Source organism: Halobacillus sp. ACCC02827 (genome assembly GCF_030291935.1).
Lineage (GTDB): Bacteria > Bacillota > Bacilli > Bacillales > Halobacillaceae > Halobacillus.
Window position 1 is genome coordinate 2,184,049 of record NZ_CP128168.1, and the last position, 22,108, is coordinate 2,206,156.

The 22,108-nt window shown below is 45.3% G+C and carries 29 protein-coding genes and 2 riboswitches; of the genes, 14 read left to right on the forward strand and 15 right to left on the reverse strand.

Annotated features, from left to right (window positions below; genetic code table 11):
* Window positions 1-9: 9 nt before the first annotated feature.
* Window positions 10-1,110 (reverse strand): glycine cleavage system aminomethyltransferase GcvT, encoded by a 1,101-nt coding sequence (gene gcvT / locus QRD89_RS11605; protein ID WP_286095298.1) that lies wholly within the window; start codon window positions 1,108-1,110, stop codon window positions 10-12.
* A gap of 66 nt (window positions 1,111-1,176) precedes the next feature.
* Window positions 1,177-1,272, reverse strand: a riboswitch (glycine riboswitch).
* Between the two features lie 3 nt (window positions 1,273-1,275).
* Window positions 1,276-1,364: riboswitch (glycine riboswitch) on the reverse strand.
* 177 nt (window positions 1,365-1,541) lie between these two features.
* On the opposite strand from gcvT, the gene QRD89_RS11610 reads away from it, so the two are divergent.
* Together QRD89_RS11610 and QRD89_RS11615 are read left to right on the forward strand one after the other, a co-directional pair.
* Window positions 1,542-3,185 carry a DEAD/DEAH box helicase gene (locus QRD89_RS11610; RefSeq protein WP_286095299.1) on the forward strand — a complete coding sequence of 548 codons (1,644 nt, stop codon included), beginning with the start codon at window positions 1,542-1,544 and terminating at the stop codon, window positions 3,183-3,185.
* A complete protein-coding gene (locus QRD89_RS11615) occupies window positions 3,182-3,988 on the forward strand; it encodes a YqhG family protein (protein ID WP_062513763.1) in 807 nt (268 codons plus the stop codon). The genes QRD89_RS11610 and QRD89_RS11615 overlap by 4 nt, the downstream gene beginning before the upstream one ends.
* 202 nt (window positions 3,989-4,190) lie before the next feature.
* Here QRD89_RS11615 and QRD89_RS11620 read toward each other — a convergent pair whose 3' ends face one another.
* Both QRD89_RS11620 and QRD89_RS11625 read right to left on the reverse strand, forming a co-directional pair.
* Window positions 4,191-4,376 carry a YqzE family protein gene (locus tag QRD89_RS11620; RefSeq protein WP_008637028.1) on the reverse strand — a complete coding sequence of 62 codons (186 nt, stop codon included), beginning with the start codon at window positions 4,374-4,376 and terminating at the stop codon, window positions 4,191-4,193.
* A gap of 49 nt (window positions 4,377-4,425) precedes the next feature.
* Complete coding sequence (locus QRD89_RS11625; protein ID WP_008637026.1) at window positions 4,426-4,908, reverse strand: shikimate kinase; 483 nt, start codon at window positions 4,906-4,908, stop codon at window positions 4,426-4,428.
* A gap of 98 nt (window positions 4,909-5,006) precedes the next feature.
* On the opposite strand from QRD89_RS11625, the gene comGA reads away from it, so the two are divergent.
* From comGA to QRD89_RS11660, 7 genes are read left to right on the forward strand one after another with little or no spacing between them, the layout of a single operon-like run.
* On the forward strand, window positions 5,007-6,017 hold the full coding sequence (gene comGA / locus QRD89_RS11630) for a competence type IV pilus ATPase ComGA (protein ID WP_062513765.1): 1,011 nt from the start codon (window positions 5,007-5,009) through the stop codon (window positions 6,015-6,017).
* Window positions 5,971-7,023: a type II secretion system F family protein gene (locus QRD89_RS11635; protein ID WP_286095300.1), complete on the forward strand. Its 1,053-nt coding sequence runs from the start codon at window positions 5,971-5,973 to the stop codon at window positions 7,021-7,023. The genes comGA and QRD89_RS11635 overlap by 47 nt, the downstream gene beginning before the upstream one ends.
* Before the next feature lie 20 nt (window positions 7,024-7,043).
* Window positions 7,044-7,343, forward strand: coding sequence for a competence type IV pilus major pilin ComGC (gene comGC / locus QRD89_RS11640; protein ID WP_026577216.1), 300 nt, complete (start codon window positions 7,044-7,046; stop codon window positions 7,341-7,343).
* Window positions 7,330-7,776 (forward strand): competence type IV pilus minor pilin ComGD, encoded by a 447-nt coding sequence (comGD, locus tag QRD89_RS11645; protein ID WP_008637017.1) that lies wholly within the window; start codon window positions 7,330-7,332, stop codon window positions 7,774-7,776. The genes comGC and comGD overlap by 14 nt, the downstream gene beginning before the upstream one ends.
* The gene (locus QRD89_RS11650) at window positions 7,766-8,092 is read left to right on the forward strand and encodes a type II secretion system protein (RefSeq protein ID WP_008637016.1); all 327 of its coding nucleotides are present in this window, start codon (window positions 7,766-7,768) and stop codon (window positions 8,090-8,092) included. The genes comGD and QRD89_RS11650 overlap by 11 nt, the downstream gene beginning before the upstream one ends.
* Window positions 8,076-8,492: a ComGF family competence protein gene (locus QRD89_RS11655; protein WP_062513770.1), complete on the forward strand. Its 417-nt coding sequence runs from the start codon at window positions 8,076-8,078 to the stop codon at window positions 8,490-8,492. The genes QRD89_RS11650 and QRD89_RS11655 overlap by 17 nt, the downstream gene beginning before the upstream one ends.
* Window positions 8,452-8,850 carry a hypothetical protein gene (locus QRD89_RS11660; protein ID WP_062513772.1) on the forward strand — a complete coding sequence of 133 codons (399 nt, stop codon included), beginning with the start codon at window positions 8,452-8,454 and terminating at the stop codon, window positions 8,848-8,850. The genes QRD89_RS11655 and QRD89_RS11660 overlap by 41 nt, the downstream gene beginning before the upstream one ends.
* A 149-nt stretch (window positions 8,851-8,999) precedes the next feature.
* Here QRD89_RS11660 and QRD89_RS11665 read toward each other — a convergent pair whose 3' ends face one another.
* Window positions 9,000-9,383, reverse strand: coding sequence for a Spx/MgsR family RNA polymerase-binding regulatory protein (locus QRD89_RS11665; protein WP_008637011.1), 384 nt, complete (start codon window positions 9,381-9,383; stop codon window positions 9,000-9,002).
* 242 nt (window positions 9,384-9,625) lie between these two features.
* Here QRD89_RS11665 and QRD89_RS11670 point away from each other — a divergent pair, with 242 nt between their 5' ends.
* Window positions 9,626-9,871 carry a DUF2626 domain-containing protein gene (locus QRD89_RS11670; RefSeq protein WP_008637009.1) on the forward strand — a complete coding sequence of 82 codons (246 nt, stop codon included), beginning with the start codon at window positions 9,626-9,628 and terminating at the stop codon, window positions 9,869-9,871.
* 50 nt (window positions 9,872-9,921) lie between these two features.
* Here the strand turns inward: QRD89_RS11670 and QRD89_RS11675 are convergent, their stop codons facing one another.
* On the reverse strand, window positions 9,922-10,545 hold the full coding sequence (locus QRD89_RS11675) for an MBL fold metallo-hydrolase (RefSeq protein ID WP_062513774.1): 624 nt from the start codon (window positions 10,543-10,545) through the stop codon (window positions 9,922-9,924).
* Between the two features lie 159 nt (window positions 10,546-10,704).
* Here QRD89_RS11675 and QRD89_RS11680 point away from each other — a divergent pair, with 159 nt between their 5' ends.
* Window positions 10,705-10,872, forward strand: coding sequence for a DUF2759 family protein (locus QRD89_RS11680; protein ID WP_008637004.1), 168 nt, complete (start codon window positions 10,705-10,707; stop codon window positions 10,870-10,872).
* Between the two features lie 49 nt (window positions 10,873-10,921).
* Here QRD89_RS11680 and QRD89_RS11685 read toward each other — a convergent pair whose 3' ends face one another.
* The 6 genes from QRD89_RS11685 to QRD89_RS11710 form a co-directional block, all read right to left on the reverse strand.
* Entirely contained in the window at window positions 10,922-11,710 is a 789-nt protein-coding gene (locus tag QRD89_RS11685; protein ID WP_008637003.1) for an ABC transporter permease, read from the reverse strand.
* Between the two features lie 14 nt (window positions 11,711-11,724).
* Window positions 11,725-12,411 carry an ABC transporter ATP-binding protein gene (locus tag QRD89_RS11690; RefSeq protein ID WP_026577212.1) on the reverse strand — a complete coding sequence of 229 codons (687 nt, stop codon included), beginning with the start codon at window positions 12,409-12,411 and terminating at the stop codon, window positions 11,725-11,727.
* Between the two features lie 139 nt (window positions 12,412-12,550).
* Window positions 12,551-14,431 carry an LTA synthase family protein gene (locus tag QRD89_RS11695; protein WP_286095303.1) on the reverse strand — a complete coding sequence of 627 codons (1,881 nt, stop codon included), beginning with the start codon at window positions 14,429-14,431 and terminating at the stop codon, window positions 12,551-12,553.
* A gap of 289 nt (window positions 14,432-14,720) precedes the next feature.
* On the reverse strand, window positions 14,721-15,680 hold the full coding sequence (locus tag QRD89_RS11700) for an ROK family glucokinase (RefSeq protein WP_008637000.1): 960 nt from the start codon (window positions 15,678-15,680) through the stop codon (window positions 14,721-14,723).
* A complete protein-coding gene (locus tag QRD89_RS11705; protein ID WP_026577210.1) occupies window positions 15,677-15,895 on the reverse strand; it encodes a YqgQ family protein in 219 nt (72 codons plus the stop codon). Before QRD89_RS11705 ends, QRD89_RS11700 begins: the two co-directional genes overlap by 4 nt.
* Window positions 15,896-15,961: 66 nt before the next feature.
* Window positions 15,962-17,365, reverse strand: a complete 1,404-nt coding sequence (locus QRD89_RS11710; RefSeq protein ID WP_051348876.1) for a spore germination protein — start codon at window positions 17,363-17,365, stop codon at window positions 15,962-15,964.
* 202 nt (window positions 17,366-17,567) lie between these two features.
* On the opposite strand from QRD89_RS11710, the gene QRD89_RS11715 reads away from it, so the two are divergent.
* Complete coding sequence (locus tag QRD89_RS11715; RefSeq protein ID WP_062513776.1) at window positions 17,568-18,428, forward strand: hypothetical protein; 861 nt, start codon at window positions 17,568-17,570, stop codon at window positions 18,426-18,428.
* On the opposite strand, the gene QRD89_RS11720 is transcribed toward QRD89_RS11715, so the two are convergent.
* The 4 genes from QRD89_RS11720 to rpmG all read right to left on the reverse strand — a co-directional run bounded on the left by QRD89_RS11720 (window position 18,422) and on the right by rpmG (window position 21,097).
* On the reverse strand, window positions 18,422-19,954 hold the full coding sequence (locus QRD89_RS11720; protein ID WP_286095305.1) for a rhomboid family intramembrane serine protease: 1,533 nt from the start codon (window positions 19,952-19,954) through the stop codon (window positions 18,422-18,424). The two genes, QRD89_RS11715 and QRD89_RS11720, sit on opposite strands and share 7 nt — an antisense overlap.
* A 95-nt stretch (window positions 19,955-20,049) precedes the next feature.
* A complete protein-coding gene (yqgO, locus tag QRD89_RS11725) occupies window positions 20,050-20,241 on the reverse strand; it encodes a protein YqgO (protein WP_008636994.1) in 192 nt (63 codons plus the stop codon).
* Between the two features lie 81 nt (window positions 20,242-20,322).
* Window positions 20,323-20,892 (reverse strand): 5-formyltetrahydrofolate cyclo-ligase, encoded by a 570-nt coding sequence (locus QRD89_RS11730; RefSeq protein ID WP_008636986.1) that lies wholly within the window; start codon window positions 20,890-20,892, stop codon window positions 20,323-20,325.
* A 55-nt stretch (window positions 20,893-20,947) separates the two neighbouring features.
* Complete coding sequence (rpmG, locus tag QRD89_RS11735) at window positions 20,948-21,097, reverse strand: 50S ribosomal protein L33 (protein WP_008636983.1); 150 nt, start codon at window positions 21,095-21,097, stop codon at window positions 20,948-20,950.
* Window positions 21,098-21,277: 180 nt separating this feature from the next.
* On the opposite strand from rpmG, the gene QRD89_RS11740 reads away from it, so the two are divergent.
* Complete coding sequence (locus QRD89_RS11740) at window positions 21,278-21,664, forward strand: response regulator transcription factor (protein WP_008636981.1); 387 nt, start codon at window positions 21,278-21,280, stop codon at window positions 21,662-21,664.
* Window positions 21,661-22,104 carry a hypothetical protein gene (locus tag QRD89_RS11745; RefSeq protein ID WP_008636979.1) on the forward strand — a complete coding sequence of 148 codons (444 nt, stop codon included), beginning with the start codon at window positions 21,661-21,663 and terminating at the stop codon, window positions 22,102-22,104. The genes QRD89_RS11740 and QRD89_RS11745 overlap by 4 nt, the downstream gene beginning before the upstream one ends.
* Window positions 22,105-22,108 lie beyond the last annotated feature (4 nt).

Consider the following 22,108-nt stretch of genomic DNA (forward strand, 5'->3'; position numbering starts at 1 on the left):
TTCATTTAATTATCGTTTATAAAATGGTGTAGTTACGACTTTCGCCTTTAAACGGCGTTTCCGCACTTGGACAATGACTTCCGTGCCAGGTTCCGTAAACTCTTTCTTCAATAAGGCAAGTCCAATGTTTTTTCCTAAAGTCGGAGACTGGGTACCTGTCGTTACAAAACCGATATTCTCTTCTCCGACGAACACTTCATAATGCGTACGCGGTATGCCTTTATCGATCATTTCAATTCCTACAAGCTTCCTTTGAGGGCCGTTTTCCTTCTGTTCTTTCAACACGTTCTTTCCTATGAAGTCCGCATCCTTGTTCACTTTTACCGCAAAGCCAAGACCTGCTTCCATCGGAGTAATATCCGCACTTAACTCCTGGCCGTATAACGCCAGATTCGCTTCAAATCGAAGCGTATCCCTCGCCCCCAGCCCGATCGGCTGTAATCCGTGCGGCTCACCGGCAGTAAGAAGCGCCTGCCATAGCTCCCTTCCAGCTTCTGCAGGAAGGTATATTTCAAACCCATCCTCGCCGGTGTATCCGGTCCGTGAGACAATAGCTTCTTTTGATACACCTTTCAAGCGGACATCGGATAGAAAACGAAAGAACTTAATGGAAGAAACGTCGCTGTCCGTCAATGTCTGCATGATCTCTTCTGCTTTGGGACCCTGGACAGCAAGTTGAACGTATTCATCCGATACATCCTGGATTGTCACATCGCCTGTCTGGTGATCTTTCAACCACTGATAGTCCTTTTCTCTGTTCGCTGCATTGACGACGAGCAAGTATTTCGCTTCGTCCAGATGATAGACGATCAAATCATCGACCGTTCCACCGTTCTCATAGCACATGATCGTATACTGGGCCTTTCCCGGTTCCAATTTAGAAACATCATTCGTCAACATTTTCTGTAGAAAAGGAAGACTGCCCGGTCCTTCCACCATCACTTCTCCCATATGGGATACATCGAACAACCCGGCAGCCGTTCGTGTAGCCTCATGCTCCTCCTTGATACTCGTAAATTGGACAGGTAAATCCCAACCTCCGAAATCAATCGTTTTTGCTCCGAGTTCTTTGTATTCAGGGAACAAAGGGGTACGCTTCAACTCTGTCATCCAAACCACTCCTTATGCAATGTGATCATCCATAAAAAAAGAGACTCCTCCTGTAATCAAGGGAGTCTCTGTCCATGTAAGCCAGAAAGTTTCACGTACGGATTCCTATATCCGTCCGCTTGCTTCTTGGGCGGTCTGCTTCTTCGCAGACGCTCTCCAGAGTTGCGTCCTGTAAAGGTCTTTTTGCCTGAGAGATTCACAAAGATTGTTTGCTCCTTCGGCGCCACGGTAGTAGTCTCTCCCATTACAGTCATCCGCTTTCGTATTTTATTAGATTGCAGCGGGCATACTATTTTATAGCTTATGGATGCGGTTTTCACTTCAAATTCAGCTACATTATATCACGCATTCTTTACAAAAGACATGGGAATTCAACAAATTATTCACAATCTTTACGAAAGGCAAACTATTAGAAAAAGGAGCGATTCCATATGATTCAAATTCATCCAGATGAAGCGTTTTTACACACATTATCCGGTCATTTGGACTCTTCGGAAAGACTGAGTTCCTGGGAGGGATTCAAACTTGCCTATAAAGCGGCACAGTTCCAAACGGTCCCACACTTTGATGGTCTGCTTTCCCTTGAACACCTTCCCCATATCGACTTCATGGAACATCAGATAGAAGCTGCCTCCAAGGTCATCCACCATATGCATGGAAGGGCGATCCTGGCTGATGAAGTGGGGCTAGGTAAGACACTGGAAGCAGGGCTGATTTTGAAAGAGCTTATGATCAGAGGGCGGGCGAAGAAAGTATTGATTCTCACGCCTGCATCTCTCGTAAACCAATGGATACAGGAATTGAACGAGAAATTCTATATTCAGGCCGCTTCTCCCAGAAAAAAACATGCATCGTGGAAAGAATGGGAAATAACGGTCACATCGATTGATATGGCGAAAAGAGAACAGCATAAAGAGGAAATACTTAATATTGATTACGACCTGGTGATCATTGATGAGGCACATAAACTGAAGAATCACCAGACGAAGAACTATCAATTTGTCCAGTCGTTGAAAAAGACTTACTGCCTGTTACTCACGGCAACACCGATACAGAACAAACTGAGCGACCTGTTCAATCTCGTCTCCATATTGAAACCAGGATATTTGGGAAACCTGACAGATTTCAAAAAGAAATACCAGAAGAATGCCGATCAAGACGAACGTACAGAACACATTCATTCTCTTGTTGGAAAATTAATGATTCGGAACCGGCGGAAGGATACAGGACTGGATGCTTCCAAGCGGAAAGTGACGAATGAACGCCTGGAATTCTCCGAGGAAGAGGCAAAAGTCTACCAAAGCCTCGAGACATTGAAAGCTTCACACCCTTCGTTTACGTGGCTGACCCTTGCGAAAGAATTATGTTCTTCCAGAGAAGCCTGTTTCCTGTCGCTTCAAGAATTAAAGAAGAAAGCACCGGAAGAGAAAAGCGCCTTGTATGATGACATCATGGAGGCGGTCGGTAGTCTTCCCCACCATGTGAAAGCGAAGCGAATGATCGAAAAAATTGAACAGACAAAAGAAAAGTTCATTATTTTCACAGAGTATCGGGCAACCCAGTTCTATCTCCAGTGGTACCTGCAGCAGCACGGAATTACCTCGGTCCCATTCAGCGGAAAGTTCAATAAAGGGAAGCGGGACTGGATGAAGCAGCTGTTCAGAGATAAGGCTCAAGTCATGGTAGCAACCGAAGCGGGCGGAGAAGGTATTAATCTGCAGTTCTGTCACCACATGATCAACTACGACCTGCCTTGGAACCCGATGCGCCTCGAACAAAGAATCGGCAGGATTCACCGGTTCGGTCAAGAAAACGACGTCAAGATTTATAACTTTGCCATCAAAAATACGATTGAAGACCATATCATGAATATGCTTTATGAGAAAATTGAAGTCTTTAAGAATGCGGTCGGAGACCTGGATCACATTCTGGAGCAAATACCTGGAGGGTCATTCGATCAGCAGATACAGTCGATCCTTAAGCAGTCGGAGAGTCAGGGCGAAGTGAATATAAAACTGAACAATCTGGTCAGCTACGTAGAATACAGCGTAAATGAGAGGAGAGAATCCAGTTGAATGAAACAAACCCGCACGAAAGTTTCGTCCAATCTTTCTTTGAAACATACGGTTGTTCCATTATAGACAAAGCTAAAGGACATTTTACGGTCCAGCTGACCAGTGAAATGGATGAAGAGATTATGAACCGCCCGTTCTATTGGCATTATATGAAGAAAATGAACCGGGATGGAAACCCGATGCAGTTGACCTTCACCGATACCAACCATACAGAAAAAGAAGGAATTTATCTTCATGCCGGCACTCCGAAGCTGCACTCGCTCTATCATACAGCCATTAAGAAAGGGAAGACGGCTCGTTTGTACGAAGTCATCGATACCCCTGGCACAAACAGGGCGATGAGTCCATGGCTCATCTTAAACCTGCAGCTCCAATACAGAGGAAAACAAGCTAAGGACGAACCTTTATCCATTGGTATAAACCTCATTCACGGGACGCTTATGGTCGGAATGATGGAGCGGATCATGCCGCTGCGGTTTGAATCAACCGTATCCGACTATACGTTCCCGATGACACCTGTGATTTCCTTGAAGAACGCCTATGTACGCATACAAAAGCATCTGGAACAGCATATTCAAACGAGAACGAATAAATGGGCGGAAGAATCCATTTTAGAATGGAATAAAGAGAGAGAGTTGTTAGAAACATTTTATCAGTCGGAAGACATTGACCTCGATTCTTTCACAAGGGAAAGAGAACAGCTCGACATCCGCTACAAACCGAGAATTGAGTGGGACGTTATAAACGGCGGTCTTTTTTACCTATCGCAGAATACGAGTGCCGAGTGGCTGACCAAACGATAACAAAACAGTCGGCGGAAGAGAAGAACCTCTCATCTGCCGCGTCTGCGTTTGGCGAGCGGGAATCCACAAACGGATAAGACATAGAGAAAAGGCATACGGGCCAGTGGAAGCGCTCATTTTACTTGATTCGCCTTCCCTTCCTGCATATCACTTCTTCAACAAGCTGAAAAAAGCCGCTGATTTCTCAGCGGCTTTTTCGGTTTCAAGGATTTGTAATCCTTCTTTTTCTTTTAAACAACTTCCAAGCAAAGGGAAGAATGCCGAACCAATACGAGGATGATTTCTTGGAAGGTTTCTCTTCCTTCCTCAACCTTTTTTCTTCTTTAGACAAATGCATGTACTTGACCATTTCTTCTGTCAAAAATTTCACATAATCATTCTTGTCCATTTGAATCCCTCTTTTTTAACCGTTTGGTTCTAGTATGTACCTATCACCATTATTTTAGACGCAATTGTATTTCCTCCGCTATTACCTGTGGTGATTTCTTATCTACATCAATGGTGATATCCGCCACTTCCTTATAATAAGGAAGGCGTTCTTGAAACCGCTTCTGCTTGTCAGAAGATGCACCGGACCACAAAGGACGATTTTTATCGCCGGCGAGACGTGCTGTGATCGTCTCCCACTCCGCCCTTAAATAAACGACGGTTCCTTCTGCAAGAATTCTTCGATTTTCCTCCTGGAGAATGACGCCTCCCCCGGTGGAAACAATGCCGTCCCCGTGAAGCCCTTTTAGAAAACGCGTTTCCGCAGAACGGAAATACGCTTCTCCGTATCGCTCGAACATCTCAGGAATCGTCATCCCTTCCAGACGTTCGATTTCTCTGTCCATCTCCACCGCTTTGTACCCGGTTGCTTCTCCAAGCTGTTCTGCTACGGTCGTTTTTCCGCTTCCCATGAAACCTACGATAAAAATCATTGACGGGCCCCCTTTTTATTTTTTCCTGAAGCAGGATTTACTCGATCATTGTCGAATATAATTCTATGTATAAATTTAGAAATGAGGTGATTATTCATTTGAACTCCGTCGCCACCCGCGCAAACGACCTCGTCCTCTCCGCGATTCAGCAGTCTGCCTCCGATATCCATTTCACACCTTACTCCGAGAACGCGAACGTCCATTTCCGCATCCATGGGGAACGAATTTTCCACTCGAAACTTCCACTGCCTATGTATCAGAAAATCCTTTCCTATTACAAGTTCACTTCCGGTATGGACATTGGTGAACAGAAGCGCCCCCAGAACGGCACCATCCCTTACAGAAACAACCACTCGATTTTCGATCTCCGTCTCTCCACTCTTCCCATTACCGGAACGGAGAGTCTCGCCATTCGCATACTGAATCCGATGAACCATATGCCACTCGAACAACTCTTCCTCTTCCCTCATCAGCGGAACCGTCTGGAATCCTGGCTTCGTCACCGAAGCGGAATGATCCTGTTTACCGGACCGACAGGGAGTGGAAAAACAACCACCCTGTACGCCTTGATTCAATCCCTCATGACACAGAGCTCCTTCCAGGCCATCACGCTTGAAGATCCCATCGAGAAGAATCTGAACAACATCATTCAGGTCCAGGTAAATGAACGGGCCGGTGTTACCTATGACACCGGTCTCAAAGCGGCACTTCGTCATGATCCTGATCTATTGATGGTCGGAGAAATCAGGGACCAGGCAACAGCAAAATTCGCTTTTCGAGCAGCGCTCAGCGGGCACCTCGTCATCAGTACGATTCACGCAATGAATGCCTATGGAACCATTCACCGTTTGAAGGAGATGGACATCCAGCAGGCGGAATTGGAGCAGTCCCTCATTGCTATCGCCGCTCAGCAGCTCGTTCCAATTACGGCAAACAAACAGCTGCCGAAACGAGCGGCTATTCTCGAAATGCTTGAAGGAGAGCTCCTACGCCGGGCGATGCTCGGGACCGCACCTTCCCCACATCTTTTTCATTCATTCCAGAAACTGAGGAGGAAAGCCTATGCTCTCGGCTTTATTGAGAAAAAGGAAGCAGGTCCGCTCCTCTGATCGAAGGCTGCCGGATCATTTGCAAATCCTGTTCCTTCATAGACTCAGTCATATCCTCAGTAAGGGATATCCTCTGCTTGAGGCTTTAAGAATGACCGGTTGGGACGCACGGTTAAAGCCTGTCGCAGAGTCACTGATTACAGCACTTGGAAGAGGAGATACGATTTATCAGGCCTATAAACACGCCTGCTTCTCAAAAACCGTAACCAACTTTCTATATTTCAGCAACATCCACTTCGACCTGCCTCACATCTTCCGTCAGACCAAACAGCTTATGGAAATGAAGAAAGAATACAAAGAAAGAATCACCCGCGTCCTCCGATACCCTCTTCTGCTCTTAGTTTTCCTCATTGGTGCTTTTACAATCATGAAAAGGACCGTCTTGCCTAATTTCATCCAACTCTTTGAAGGAGAATCCACCAGCACTTTGTGGCTGCTGATGGGGGTCGATTATTTCATGACCGGAATGGTAATCATTTTCCTGCTCCTGGGCGGTTCTCTTGTATCTCTCCTGTTTATATTACCGAGGATGTCCGTACAAAACAAGTTGGATTTCTATCAGCGTTTTCCAGTACTGCGCGTTTATTACTCCTATTCTGCCTCCTATTCCTTCACTACCCACCTTCACTCCTTACTGCGTGCGGGATTGACCTTAAAGCAATCGATGGAAACGATGCGGGACCATCACGGGGATGAGGTTTTGTGCACTTACAGTAAAGAGATCCTCCTTCAGCTGGGCGAGGGAAAGTCTTTTGGACAGGCATTACACAGCTGCCCGTTATTCCGAACAGAGCTGACTGATATCTTCCACCACACCAACGATGTGGAAGCACTGCAAAGCGAACTGGAAATACTGGCTGAATTTTTCATTGAACATATTCAGAGTAAGATTACGACTTGGATCCAGAGAATACAGCCGATATTTTTCGTTCTGGTAGCTGTGGTGATCATAAGTATTTATGCATCCATCATGCTTCCTCTATATGGATGGATGAATCAACTATAACGAAAAGGAGTCGTTCAAACATGAAAAATGAAAAAGGATTCACACTAATCGAGATGCTTATCGTGCTGCTGGTCATTTCCGTACTGCTTATCATCACGATTCCAAACATGACCAAGAATAGTCAGAATATCCGCGACAAAGGATGCGAGGCACTCACAGCGACGGCGGAAGCCCAGGCAGAAGCCTATTTTCTTGATAATGATGCCTATCCAACGACGATAGACGTATTAAAAACCGAGGGATATTTGAAAGAAACAAAGTGTCCGAATGGAGATACCTTAACGATTACAGACGGCAAAGTTGATCATGCCCCTTCCTAATTCACAGAGCGGTTACACGTTTACAGAAACAGTCCTCGTCCTGTTATCATGGTCCATCCTCCTCCTCTGTATCGCACCTCTGCACCATCACACCCTCCACCACGTTCAAGAAAAGCTCTTTCTGCAGCAATTCCAGGAAGACGTCCTGTTATCCCAGCAGCTGACTCAATATAAACACCCCTACTTCACCCTTTACTTCTATGAAACGAACAATCAGTACGCTTTATATGACAGCAAGGAAAAACGAATGGTATTTCAGCGCACATTACCAGCTGATTGGAGAATCAATATGCTGACACTCAAGCCCCAAGTAAAGTTTAATCAAAGAGGAATCATTCAATCCCCGGGAACCATGAAGTTCACCTCTCGAGACACGTCATACAAAGTCACCTTTCCATTCGGAACGAGCAGGGTGAGAATAGATGAAGAATGAAGGTTTTACGCTCCTTGAAACAATCGCCGCTTTCAGCACGGTCATGGTCATCTGTCTTACCGTCCTGCCTGCTCTGACTCAACTCCGCTCTGATCAAAAAGAGCTTGCCATGGAAAGAGAAATGGCAGTCCGACTATATGATGAACTTCAGCTGCATACAGATGAAAAACCTCTTTCCTTTCATTATACCGGAACACAGCCGACCGCTTATGAAATCCAATTATGGAAAAGCGATTCCACCCTGACCGGCTGTATTACCTGGCAAAGGAAAGATAAAGAGACTAAGGAGTTTTGCTTACATGCCCCGTCTTCATGAGTCTAATGGGTTTACTTTTATGGAGGCACTGTTCAGCCTCACTATCATTACCATCATCCTTTTCTTATCGACTCCTATACTCACTTCTATCCGCAACCCTTCTTACTATGAAGAACAGGCTTCGCTCCACCTGTTTCACTTCATACAGGAAGAGATCAATGCCTCTAAAAGCTTCTCTTTAAACGGCAACACCCTTCAAATTGTTTCTTGGGATGACCGGATCATTCAAATTGAGCAATACGGCACCATCGTACGTAGAACCGTAAATGGAACAGGTCACGAAACATTACTCACTCCAGTTGAATCTTTCACTATACACGATAATGGTCCATCCACCCTTACTTTGGAGGTACAGATCCATGAGGACAGTAGGTTTCAACGACTCATACATCTGCCTTAAAGAAAAACGAGAGGAAGGAGTCATCTTTCCATGGGCATTGTTAATATGCCTGGTGCTTTGCTCCGCCTTACTGACGACAACAGCCATGTATAAGAACCAGCTTAGCAATACAGAGATGACCAAACGCGCCCTCACCTCCCAATACCTTGTGCAGTCGACACAGAGCATTTTAAACGATGCACTTGTTTCTACTCCAGACCGTGAATCAACCTATACATTCGTTCGACAGCTTCCCGAGGGGGAAATCAAATCGGTCTGCACAAAAGATCAGATAGGCGGGTGGATTTGCAACTGGACCATTTCCCTATCAGACGAATCTGTAAAATCAGTAGTCACCTATCAAGACCCCTCCAAATGAGGAACGGGGCCGGTGTTCCCTCTTTATTTCTTTGCTGCAGAACATGTACATGCACATTTGAATGATGGTCCCTCCTTATGGATTAGGGATACTTTTACAAACAAAAAGAGCGCTTTTCTATTTAGAAAGGCGCTCTTTTTGTATATGGTTTATGAAATGATAGCCGTATATTCCAAACGATTATTGGTAATTCCTCTCAAACCATCGAGGTCATAGCCGATAACCAATTTTTCTCCGTTGGTTAGGATCGGTCTTCTAAGCAGTTTAGGCTTTTCTGTAACAAGTTCGAGAAATTCGTTTAATGTCATATCCTCTACATCCATGTTCAACATTTTATATTCCTTGCTGCGTTTAGCCAGTATTTCATCAATTCCATGGGTCGTCAGTGCTAGTATTCTCTTCAATTCATCCTTTGTAGGAGTCTCACGAAATAGGTGCTGTTCGTTAAAATCCACCCCTTGGCTCTTCAACCATGACTTAGTCCGTCTACAAGATGTACAACTTGGGTATGTGTAGAATTTTAACTCTTCCATTTTTTTCGCTCCTCGCTTTTTTTGGTACGCCTCTATTGTATAGTACCTGTATAACCTTTGTACAATATTTGAAACCTATTTCGACATAAAATTCGAAAATAATTTTAATTTTGAGTGAATATGCCGACGAAAAATGCACAAACTGAAAGAAGGTATTTATGTATGCGTTTTATTTACAATTTTTACTGGTTCGGATATAATTACAGTTGATACTCTAACGCGCGAGAAGGAGGGGGAAAAGCATGGACCGTATGTTCCGGGTGCTGGCTTTCTGGACAGGGATCTTCACTGTCATGTTCTTTGCCGGCGATATGATGGAAGCAGCACTATTGTCACTTGCTCAAACGGCATTTTTCCTTACTATTGGTTATCTGAAGCTGTCTGAACGTATGTATGTCTACATATTCTTCTCATACTTGACAGTCTTTATGATCGGTTTCACGTATTATACTTCATTCATTCTCGTACCAACATTCGGAGGGCACTGAAAAAAACCTGTTATCCAGTTGAGGATAACAGGTTTTTTTCATAGTGCGATTCATTTAAGGAACGGATTGGTGCCTAATTCTTCTCCAACGGTCGTCGGCATCCCGTGTCCCGGGAAGATTCTCATATCATTTCGAAGAGTGAGCAATTGATCTTGTATACTGCGATTCAACAAGGAACGATCGCCTCCCGGAAGATCTGTCCTGCCGATTCCGCCCTGGAATAAGGTGTCCCCGGCAATTGTCAGTCGCTGGTTCCGAAAAACATAGGAGACGCTCCCCGGAGAATGACCGGGAGTATGTCGGACCTCAAAAGGCATGCCCGCAATCTCCATTGGACCCACTTCGATAAACTGATCGGCAGGTGCTGCTGTTATCTCTCCCAATCCGAACAGCTTCGATCCGTTCTTATCAGGATTCTGCAGCCAGTCCGCCTCTTCCTTATGTACATAAACAGGGGCATGATAGGCTTCTCTCAGTTGATCAACGGCACCTATATGGTCGAAATGAGCGTGAGTGAGAAGGATAGCCTCTACCTCGAGTTCCCGCTCTTTCAAGTAATCATCCAACTTATTGAAATCTCCACCAGGATCAAAAACAACTGCTTTTTTGTTTTCATGAATGATATAAGCGTTGGTAGCCACCGGACCCAGTGGTAATCTGGAAATTTTAATCAAAACATACACCTCACTGATAATTTTCAAAATACACAGAATGCAACTCGACTTTTTCAAAATTTTCCTATAAAATGAAAGATAGAATATACTCGATACATATAGTATAACATCCATGCCTAGTGGATGATAATAAAGAAAAGAGCTTTGGAGGTGCTGATCATGGTAACAGCTATACTTCTTTTACTCGCAACTATCTTATGTATCTTCGCAGTCTTAAGAGAGCTGAAAACAAAGAACTTTTTCGCTGTCGTCTTTGCAGGTGCATCCGCGTTGGTTTTTGGATGGTTCTCCGTCATGACGATTTGGCACAACCTTTTTGTGGCATGAACGACAAATAGGCGGCCTTCCCAATGGAAGGCCGCTTATTTGTGCTTAATCAGGATCGGTTGTTACGTATCTCCTCTTCTGTTTCAAGCAGCTGTTTATTCTGATTGAAGAAGTAACGGTACATGGCAAGTGTAATGAACATCGCACTAAGGGAGACAGATGAAAAGATACTTAGCGATATGACGAGCTGATACTTTATAGCCATTACCGGTGAGACTCCCCCAAGGATTAGTCCGGTCATCATCCCCGGCAGTTGAACAAGACCTATCGTTTTTAAACGATCCACGTTTGGAATGAGAGAGGCGTGCAGCGTTTTTTGGACGATCATATGGGAAGCCTGCTTTGGTTCAGCCCCGAGGGACAACGCTGCAAGGATCCGTCCGTTGTTTTCTTTGTATTCCTCCTTCATTCGTTCGAGCGCGAGTCCCATTGCTGTCATGCTGTTTCCAATAACCATCCCGCTCATTGGTACGACCTCCGAGGGTTCAAAATTGATCATATCAAACACCAGCCAAAGTGTTAATACTCCGACCTCAATAACCAAAAGCCCGAAAAATAGGATGAAACCTACATAAGGGAGCTCCTTTCCCCTCTGTCTGGCATGAAATGTAGCGATGATAATCATAACGGTCAACATGAAGGGAATGCCGTATGCGGCAGGGAGATCGAATAAATAAGTCAGGATATAGCCGATGGCAAACAGTTGAACCGTCCCGCGAAGCGTCGACCAAATGACACTTTTACTGACACCCAGTTGATAATAATAAGATAAGGCAAGTGGAACGATCACAAAAATAATCAGGAATAGCAAAGATTGGTTAGATATCTCAGGCGTCAAAAGTACTCACATCCTTAATCTTCAAGAAATTGAGAAAGTTTTTCTGTTTTCGGATGGTCCAGCATATCCGGGAAGGGGCCGTCTTCCTGCAGATGTCCATCTGCAATAAAAAGACCACGGTCTCCCAGGCGGCGTGCCTGAGAGAGATTGTGTGTAACCATCAGCATCGTTAAAGAATGTTCATGAATCAATTCCTCCAGCACCTCTTCGATCTCTTCCGCCGTCCGGTAATCCAGAGCACTGGTCGGCTCATCCAGAAGCAGAACGTCCGGAGAATTCGCGAGGGTTCTAGCAAGAGACACGCGCTGCATTTCACCGCCGGACAGCTGTTCCACGTCCCGATTGAGATAGCTGGATGGCAGCTGAACATACTCCATCAGCTTTTTCCCCTCTTTATCATTCCATTCTCCAGACAGACTTGGTCCATATTTAATATTGTCAAGAACCGTTCCTGGAAAAAGGTTCGGAGATTGAAGAACAAGTCCTACTTCTTTACGAAGTTTAGTTATCGAATAATTCTCAATCGGTTCTCCTTTGAAATAAATTTCTCCTTTTTGCGGATCGCTCAAGCGGTTCAGCAGGAACAACAGAGTGCTTTTCCCTGCACCTGAAGGTCCGAAGAGAATGACTTTTTCATTCTTCTCCATCGTGAAGTTGATGTCTTCCAAAGGATCTTGATACACATGCTTCAATTGGAACATAAGGCTTCCCCCATTTCTTAAATCACTATGTATATATGTAACCATACCCCCATATGCACAAAAATATGTAGACAAACCACCCCGCGCAGAATTTCACATAAAAAACCCCTACTCCCATAGGGAATAAGGGTTTGTCATATCATTTTCCGGTCTTCTGAAAATCGTAAAAACGGAACAAATCTCCATAGATAATATTATCAGAATAACTTAATTCTTTATTCACTGCCTCTTTTGTTTGATCACATGCGTCCTTCTGATTTTCCGGAAGAGGTTCTCCCGTTTCCCTGTCATAGCATGTTTCACTTGCATAGACGTAATCATTCGTCACGAAGCTTCCATCTCTCATTGCGACAAAATCTTTTTTCCTTTCCCCGAACATGTTGTCTCCAAAGGTCATATCCTCCGAAGCATCGATACCGAGAAGGTGAAGCAATGTCGGCTTGACATCGATTTGGCCGACCACTTTCTCATTGATCCCACCTTGTTCATACCCGGGAATATGGACCATGAAAGGGACACGCTGGAGTTGAGTCTGGACATAAGGAGTCACTTCCTCTCCCAGGAACTGTCCCATGGCTTTGTTATGGAAATCACTGATACCATAATGATCCCCCATAAGAACAATAATGGAGTCTTCATATATCCCTGAATCCTTTAGCTGTTGAAAGAACTGCTCCAGGGCCTCATCCGTATAACGAGCCGTCTGCACATAGGCATTAAGGGTGTTTGAATTGGAATCGTATGGGTCGATATGTGCTTTTTCTTCCGGCAGTTCGAAAGGAAAATGGTGCGTAAGTGTAATGAACTTACTGTAAAACGGCTTCTCCTGCGCTTGTAAATACTTGATCGACTGCTCAAAGAAGGCTTTGTCTTCCAGCCCCCATCCGAACGAATTGTCCGGTGTGATCTGGTAGGAGTTCTCATCGTAAAATTCGTCATATCCGATGTTGTCGTACATGACATCCCTGTTCCAGAAGCTGGCGTTGTTTGCATGAAAAACAGACGTTTCATATCCGTTATTGTTCAGTATTTCCGGTAAAGCGTGGTATTCATTATCGGCATTGGTGAAGTAGACCGCTCCTCTTCCCAAAGGATAAAGGGAGTTTTCAACGATGAATTCAGAATCCGACGTTTTTCCCTGTGCGGTTTGATGATAGAAATTATTAAAGAATATGGTATCATCTTGTTCTTTCAATTCATCAAGGAAAGGCGTAATCTCTTTCCCGTTCACTTCCGAATCAAGCAGGAAATTCTGGAAAGATTCCACACTGACGAAAATGACATTTTTATTTTCAGCGATACCAAAAAGGTCATCTTTCTTATCCACCGTATCCGGCGAAGTCTCCTCAATGTAGGATTCAATCTCACTGATTTCACTTCCATCGGCGAATACGCGCTGTGCCTTGGTCTTCGTCTGCATCGTCGCGTCATAAAGATGATAGTTATAAATCCCGATGTTCTTCACCAGGTATTCTCTGTCAAACGTCCTCACGAACAGCATGGGCCTTTCAATTTCAGCAAGAACCACGTTGCCGGCGAGCAGCAGGAACGTAATCGCTGTTGCTGCAATCTTGCCGTTCTTTGGAAGTCTGACGGTCAAATCGAACTTTTTCGTACTCAAATACCAGACAACCGCCACATCAAGGAACAGAAAGATATCTTCCCAGTGGATCAGTGTCAGGATGCTTCCTGACAAATCGGCTGCGTTATTTCCTTGGAATAATACCGGGAGGGTAATGAAGTCCGTGAAATTTCTATAAAAAATCAGATTAAAAAACAATACTAAAGTACCGAGTAACGTGGTCCATCTCAAATATTTCCGCTGGCTATTAGGCTTAAACCAAACACTGACAGCGAAAACGAGATAGGCGCTTGCAATCGGGTTAAAGAACAAGATGAATTCCTGCATCGGATTTTCTATTGATAAATCAAAAAAGAACCGATAAACCAGGTAGGTTTTCAGCCCGAACAGTAATGTCGCAATCACAAAAAGCGGAATGCGATTATTTCTTACCTGCATGATGGCTCCTCCTCTATAGCAATAGCGGTTCTGCACGTTGTTATCGTGCCCCGCATGATCCTTTAGCTTATTCCACTCCATAAGATTATTAAACAGCTTCGTCTTATATGACGAGTATCATACGCTAAAAGTTTCAAAAAAATATTTTTCCATCATTTGTAACCGAACATAATCCATCTCCTATCATAATAAAGGAAAACTAAAAAGGGAAGCCTTATCCCTATAATTTTGAAAGGAAAAATTTGTTTTATAAAAAGAAAAAGGAGCTGATCACTCAGCTCCTTTTTCTTTATCGATTTTTTTTGACTAAATAGGCACCACCGATTACTCCTGCATCATTCCCTAATTGGGCGATACCGAAGGACGAAGCTTGCGCCGTCCGCTTCAGTGCATATTTTCTATACGCTTCCTCCAGCGGCTTGAGCAGAATGTCGCCGGCTTTGGAAACGCCCCCGCCAATGACGATTTTCTCCGGATTAATGGCAATGGCCAGGTTGGCGATGGCCATCCCCAGGGTCTCTGTCACTTCATGCACGACTTGGGCAGCTGAAGCATCTTTATTTGCTGCTGCTTCAAAGACTGCTTTCGCAGATAGTTCCCCTTTATTGATAAGATCGTTCAATATAGAAGTCTTGTCCTTATTGGCAGCAATCGTTGCTTTACGAACAATTCCAGTAGCAGATGTTTCCGTTTCCAAACAGCCGGTCTTTCCACAGTTACATGGCGCCCCGCCTGAAGGCAGGACGGTCACATGGCCGAGTTCAGCCGCTGTTCCATTTGCGCCGTTTAAGATATTGCCGTTCGCAATAATGCCGCCACCGACGCCGGTTCCGATCGTTACTGCAATCAATTCTTTGCATCCCTGCCCGGCTCCGAGCCAATTTTCCCCGAGAGCGGCCAGGTTGGCATCATTATCGACCCAGACAGGTAAACCAGTCAATTCCTTCAAGTGCATACCGAAATCGAAATCTTTCCAGCCGATATTGACCGCTTCATGTATGAAGCCGGTTTCTGTATCAACAAAACCGGGAGCTCCTGCACCTATACCGGCTACCTGTTCCCTGTCAATTCCGCTTTCCTGCAATTTGGAAGCGATTGCTTCTGCAATATCAGCAGGTATAGATGCCCCCATGTCTGTGGTGTTCGTAGGTATCTCCCATTTCGTAAGAATGTCGCCGTCCTCTTTAATAACAGCCAGTTTTACGGTCGTGCCTCCGATATCCGCACCTATGTAATAGGTTTGTGTCATGATGTTCCCTCTCCCCTCAATCGTTCTCTCTCTTCTGCCATTTCACTACGCAGCAGTAAAATGGCCATTTGGTAATCATGGGAGGACATGCATTGGGCCTTATACAACTCCCTGATTTCCTCTTCCATCAACTCGAGATCGGCAATACGATCTCCGATATAAATAAATGTTCCAAACTTTTTTAAGTATTGCTGAATATCATAAATCGTTTTCACGAAGCATCACCTTTATCCATTATACCAAGTCCATCGCATTCTGAAAATAATAAAACCCCGATACCATTAACGGTCGGGGTCTTGGGGATGCAGGAACGCAGGCCGTCTGTTTTTGAGAGGGATCGGTGAACGGAGCAGGACATCCCGCAACGGCTTCCAGGCGAAAGGAAGAAACGGCCACAAATAAGGAGTCTTAAAGGTCTGCATGTTCGCAAGATACAATATCCAAAACGTCACACCTATGACATACCCTTTCACTCCGAACACACCGGTAAACAACAACAGCGCCATTCGTGAGAGTCTGTCTGCGAGACCGATTTCATAGCTCGGTGTTGCAAACGTACCCACGGCAGCGAGTGCTAAATAGAGGACGACTTCACTCGAGAACAAGCCGACTTCGACGGCAACCTGTCCGATTAAGATCGCCGCTACAAGACCAAGTGCTGTCCCGAGCGATGATGGTGTATGGATGGCCGCCATACGCAGCATGTCAATACCGATCTCGGCAATCAGGAACTGGATGATCAGCGGAATGATTCCCGCCTCTGATGGACCAATAAATGACAATAATTCCGGCAGTAATTCCGGCTGTTTAGAGAAAAGGAAATATAAAGGTAATACAAAGATAGACGCAAAGAATGCAAAGAAACGAACCCAGCGCAAATATGCGCCGACAAGCGGTTTCTGCCGGTATTCCTCCGCGTGCTGCAAGTGATGAAAAAAAGTAGCCGGCGTAATCATTACACTTGGTGATCCGTCAATGATGACCAGAATATGCCCTTCATATAGATGGGCGGCGGCTGTATCCGGTCTTTCCGTATATCGAATGACAGGGTAAGGATTCCAATATCTCCCACTGATATATTCTTCGATCGTTTTCTCCGCCATTGGAAGAGCATCCGTATCGATCTCTTTCAACACACGCTGGAGGTGCTCGACGCGTTCTGTGTCTGCGATGTCTTTAATATAGCAGATACACACATCCGTTTGGGAACGTCTTCCAATCTGCAAGTACTCCATCCGAAGGGAGCGATCCCTCACTCTTCTCCGTGTTAGTGCCGTATTAAAAACGATCGTCTCAACAAAACCGTCCCTGGATCCTCGAACCACCCGCTCTAAATCGGGCTCCTGGGGGCCGCGTACCGGATACGTCCTGGCATCGATGAGTATGACTTCATCCACACCTTCCACGACAAGCGCCGTTGGTCCTGCCAATACCGTATCTGCTGCTTTATTTAAATCCTTTTGCTTATCCAGTTCTATATAAGGAAGGTGTGTTCGAAGCAGGCGTTCCAGCGGATCAGGCTCAAGCTGATCTTTATCAAGCTCCGATAGTAACTTCATTAAATAGTGGAGTATATCATCTTTCACAAAGCCGTCGACCATGAACAGGGACATGCCCCTGCCTGCGTAGACGAGATCAAGGTGGATCATGTCAAAGCTCTCATCCACACCGAGCCGCTCTTTCATATAGGAAACATTTTTTGAGTAGTCCTGAAATAACCGTTGTTCCTCCACAGCATTTCCTCCTTCTTCCTTGCTACCGGTTAGTTTTTTCCAAACAAGAGGAATCATGCATGGACGATCAAGGAATTCACAGGCATGTCCCGGAGAAAAACATCATATCCTCCCTATATAGAATAGCTTTCAGCCTTCAAGGGAGTTGGTAGTGGTGAAGAAGGTATGGATTTATTGGGTGCTGGGTTTGCTCGTATTAGCCGCCACCATCGCTGTGTTCACACAATCTTACACGGAAGAAGCAGTCATTAAATATTTCCCGCTGGATGAGACAACGGCATTCAAATCTTTTGGGACGAGTCTGGAATTTTCCGGCCAGGAAGACGAAGATGAATATGAAGTGGTTTGGGAAGTTTCTTCCGAGAGCGAAAAACCGATGTATCTGCGTCAGGATGTTTCCCTTCTATATGTAAATGGAAGACTAAAAGGAGTGGTGAGCAAATGGGAGGAGAACGCGTCCATCATCAAGAAGAAAACGAGCATCCACGGAGAGGACAGTCAGAAATATCAAGCGGTATCGTTCCATCACGGTGAGCTTCATCAAGGGGAGGAAGCAATCAGGAGCATTCAGGCAACATCCGGAGATGAGCTCTACGTCATCGATTCTCCGCATACGAAGCGCACCTCTTTTACATCCCCGGAAACACCGGAGGAAGAAGAGTGGAAACAACGGCTTGATCATACCATTAATCAACAGATCCGCGCCCAGTGGGATGAGCTTCTCGCTCACTTTCAAGTGAAAGAAAGCGACTATACCGCTGTTCCCCTCACACGCCTGGCAGACTTTGAAGATAAAGAACTTCCAGGAGTTCCTAAAGGGCAGTCAGAGAGGATTAAGGGACAGCTTTGGGAAGGATTGTATAAGAACTACATTCTGGGTATCCATGATACGAAATCCAGCCACCCGATCCAAAGCTATATCCCACTCCTTCTCTTCGATAAAAAGGGGAAGCATGTAATGGTTCTGTATGAAGACGACACAGGTAAGAAACATCAGCTGCTCCAATATTATTGATTGAGTTCCTGATAAAACCGATGGAAATCTTCATTGCCGGGAACCAAATGGGCAGCCTCTCTCGCATGAGAGGCTGCTTTCTCTATATCTCCCTGCTCTTCATACAGAAGAGCGAGATTATAATGAGCTTCGGCCATCTCCGGAGCTAGATCTACGACTTTATTCAGATCCTTCTCTGCAAGAGCGGTCTCCCCTTCTTGAAAATACGCATAAGAACGGTTAAACAAAAGCTCCGCTTCATACAAGTCAGGGGCCTCCAACGCATCTGTCGTACGATCGATGACCTCCTGAAACTCCCCTTGTTCATTTAGTTCCTGCGTTTTCTGTACTTCCGAAAAGACCTGGCCGCCGTTGAATGTGCCATTCCATCCGAGAAGGACCATCGCCCCAAGAGCTGCTGCAAATACGAGCACCGACACCGTCCGCAGCCCTGGCCGCTTCTGTTTCGGCAGCTGACTGATCGCCGCTGCGATAAAACCGCCGATTAACCCACCCATATGAGCTCCGTTATCAATTTGTGGAACAAATAGTCCGAAAGCGATGTTCAGTCCAATAATGAACAGCAGATTCCAGCCCATCGTCTGAAAGAACAACCGTCTGTTCCAAACTCCGAAATACAGCAGGGCACCAAACAATCCGAATATCGCCCCGGAAGCACCTGCGGAGACTTGTGGGTTAAGCATAAAGCTGGCAACACTTCCGAATACTCCGGCAAGCAGATAGATAATGATATAACGCCACGATCCGTAAATACGCTCCACTGCCGTTCCTATATAATAGAGCGCAAGCATGTTCATCATTAAGTGGATAAGACCAATATGAAGGAACATGGAAGTCACGAGCCTCCACCATTCCCCCTCCATGATTGCAGGATTAAATTTCGCTCCATACTCAATGAGGGTTTCCACGTTTGTACTTCCCCCCGCCCACTCCAGTAAAAGAAACAGGGCGACGTTCACAGCCAAAAGCAGATAAGTGACGAACGGCTTTCCATTTCCGAACAACTCTTGTACTTCCTGTTTCTTTCTTTCATGATGAGCTACAATCTGACGCTGCAGCTGAGGAATGGCAGCCTCTTTCTGATCTGCATCCCAATCTCCGGTCTCTTCCATCGGCGTCAAGCCTAATTGATCATAGAATTTTGCTGTCCCTTCCCTCTTGTTCTCATCATGGAGATAGTAGAGCTCCGTCGTCGTCTTAAATGAGGACGTGATTTCGGACACATCCTCCCAATCATCAACCGGCGGATGCTCGGATATATAAATGGAATGAAAGACGACTTTCGCCCCGCGGAACAGCTGTTTATTTTGATTAAGCTGGGTGAGGGTGATTTCCAAATCTCTTTTCCATTCACTTCTCCAATTGATTTGTTTATGTTTCATGCGGACGACATGATTTTTCCGTTTGTATTGTTTCTCAAGCCAGACTTCCCCTGCTTGAGTATTCATATGTAAAACTTGGAAACCTTTGTTTAACACTAAATCATAGGTCATTTTCCATAAGTGAAACTCCTGTTCGATAAACACAACCGATTCCCCCCTCTTCCCGTTCATCATACCATGACGGCATTCAAGCGGGCTAATAGCGTGCACAAAAAAAGCCATCAGGGAACCTGACAGCTTTACTCTCCACCTCTTCGAAACATTTGGCTCAGCATTCTTTCTCTGATCCAAGGAATGTTCATCGAGAAACGGACCAGTATTCTCCTTAATACAGGGACCTTCGCCACCACATCGAGAACCATATACCGGTAGCGATACAGCGTACTGATCATGGTGCTCACGAAAACCGCCCAACGGAAGAAACGGCGCATCCAAACCACCTCGACTCTTTTCTGTGATATCCCTATTTTCCGCGGGCGGATGTAGTCTTATTCATGAAAAGTTAAGTTCCTTCACTTTTCCACTGTGGAACGGATGCCTGACTCTGTCAGAATATAATGGACAGGCTGATCATAAGATTCGATGGGAAGCCTTTCCTGCTGCTGCATTTCCGCTGCCATCATCATCGTAGTCCCTCGGAAATCCTCCAGGAAACGATCATAATAGCCCCCTCCGTACCCAATCCGGTATCCTTCCGCGTCATACAACAGCCCTGGTACGAGAAGAAGATCAATCTGCATTTTGTCGACCATTTCGGCTCGCTCGGGATCCGGCTCTAAAAGACCGAAATACACTTTTTCCAGCTGGTCGTAATCTTCCAGGCGGTAAAATGCCATCTGTTTCGTATCAGGGAAGCACTTCGGTATAACAATCGTTTTGTCATCCCGCCACCCTTCCTCAATGATCCCCTTAGTCGACCATTCGTGAGCCTGGGAGAGCGTCACCCCTATGACGTCGGCTGTCTTCCATAAAGAACTGCGGAACAGGTTCTCCTGCATAGATGCCTCCAGCTTCTCCCTATCCCCGGCACCAATCCCTTTAAGCAGACGCTTTCCTCTGAAACGTAGCTCCGTCTTGTCCACAACGTCCTCTCCCTTCTTTTGATACAAAAAAAACAGTAGGAAAAAATCCTACTGCTTACTTCGTTTCACGGTGAAGCGTGTGTTTACCTAGGCGTGGGCTGTATTTCATAAGCTCCAGACGCTCTGTGTTTTTACGCTTGTTTTTCGTAGTAATATAATTGCGGTCACCAGTTTCAGTGCAAGCAAGTGTAATATTTACGCGCATGTGTATTCCTCCTAATCATCATCGAATTCACTGTCTATCCTTCACTATCAGACTTAATCATAATAACAAAAAGAAACTTTCCTTTCAAGTATATATTCACGGAAAACATCGGAAAACCCATAGTCACCGGAGACCATCTATGATATAACTAATTTTGGAGAAAAAAAAGGAGTGGTTTTTATGATATCCATCATTAGTACCATCGTCATCATTGCCGCGGTCCTGTTCATCCTCTCTTTTTTCATGAAAGATCGTGTGAAGGAAGTAGAGAAGCAGGTAGAGCAGGTCTCTCTTACGATGATGCAGAACAATTATCAAATGAAAAAGAAAATGAAGGTCCTGGAAGAAGAACTTTTAAGTGATCATATAGTGGAAGATAAAGCTCCGCGCCCGGCTTCCCCGCGTCCGTCCGCGCCTGTTCCCGAAGACCTTCCGGCTGAAGAAACCGTACTGCATATGTACAGAAAAGGCTATAAGACACATTACATAGCGAAACAGACAAAACTCAGTGAACATACGGTGGAGTCCTTGATTGAGGAAGAGAAAGCGGCAGGTGTGAAGCAATGAAGACGTCACTCAGAGCCTTCTCCCTGGGATTGATGACTTCCGCTCTTATCCTTGCAGGATTCCTTTGGATTACGGACGAACCGGTTAAGAAAGTGGAGAGCAGGCAGCTGCCTGCGAAAGAGGAAATGATCAGCCAGCTGGAAGATGATGGATATGCCGTTATGACCAGCGACGAAAGGGCTGCCCTTACTGCTGAACAGCCTGTGGAAGCTGCCAAGCCTGATACAGCTGTCCACACATTTTCCCTTGATATAACAGCAGGAACTACGCTCCCTGATATTATTGAGAAACTGGCCCGAACAAACATCCTTCAAGACCCGGACGCTCTCTCCGACTACATGGAGGAGAACGATTACAGCCGATATATACGCCAGGGTACCGTTACCGTCAATTCCAACATGTCTATGGAAGAAATAGCGGAAGCCATCTCTACTAAATAATGAA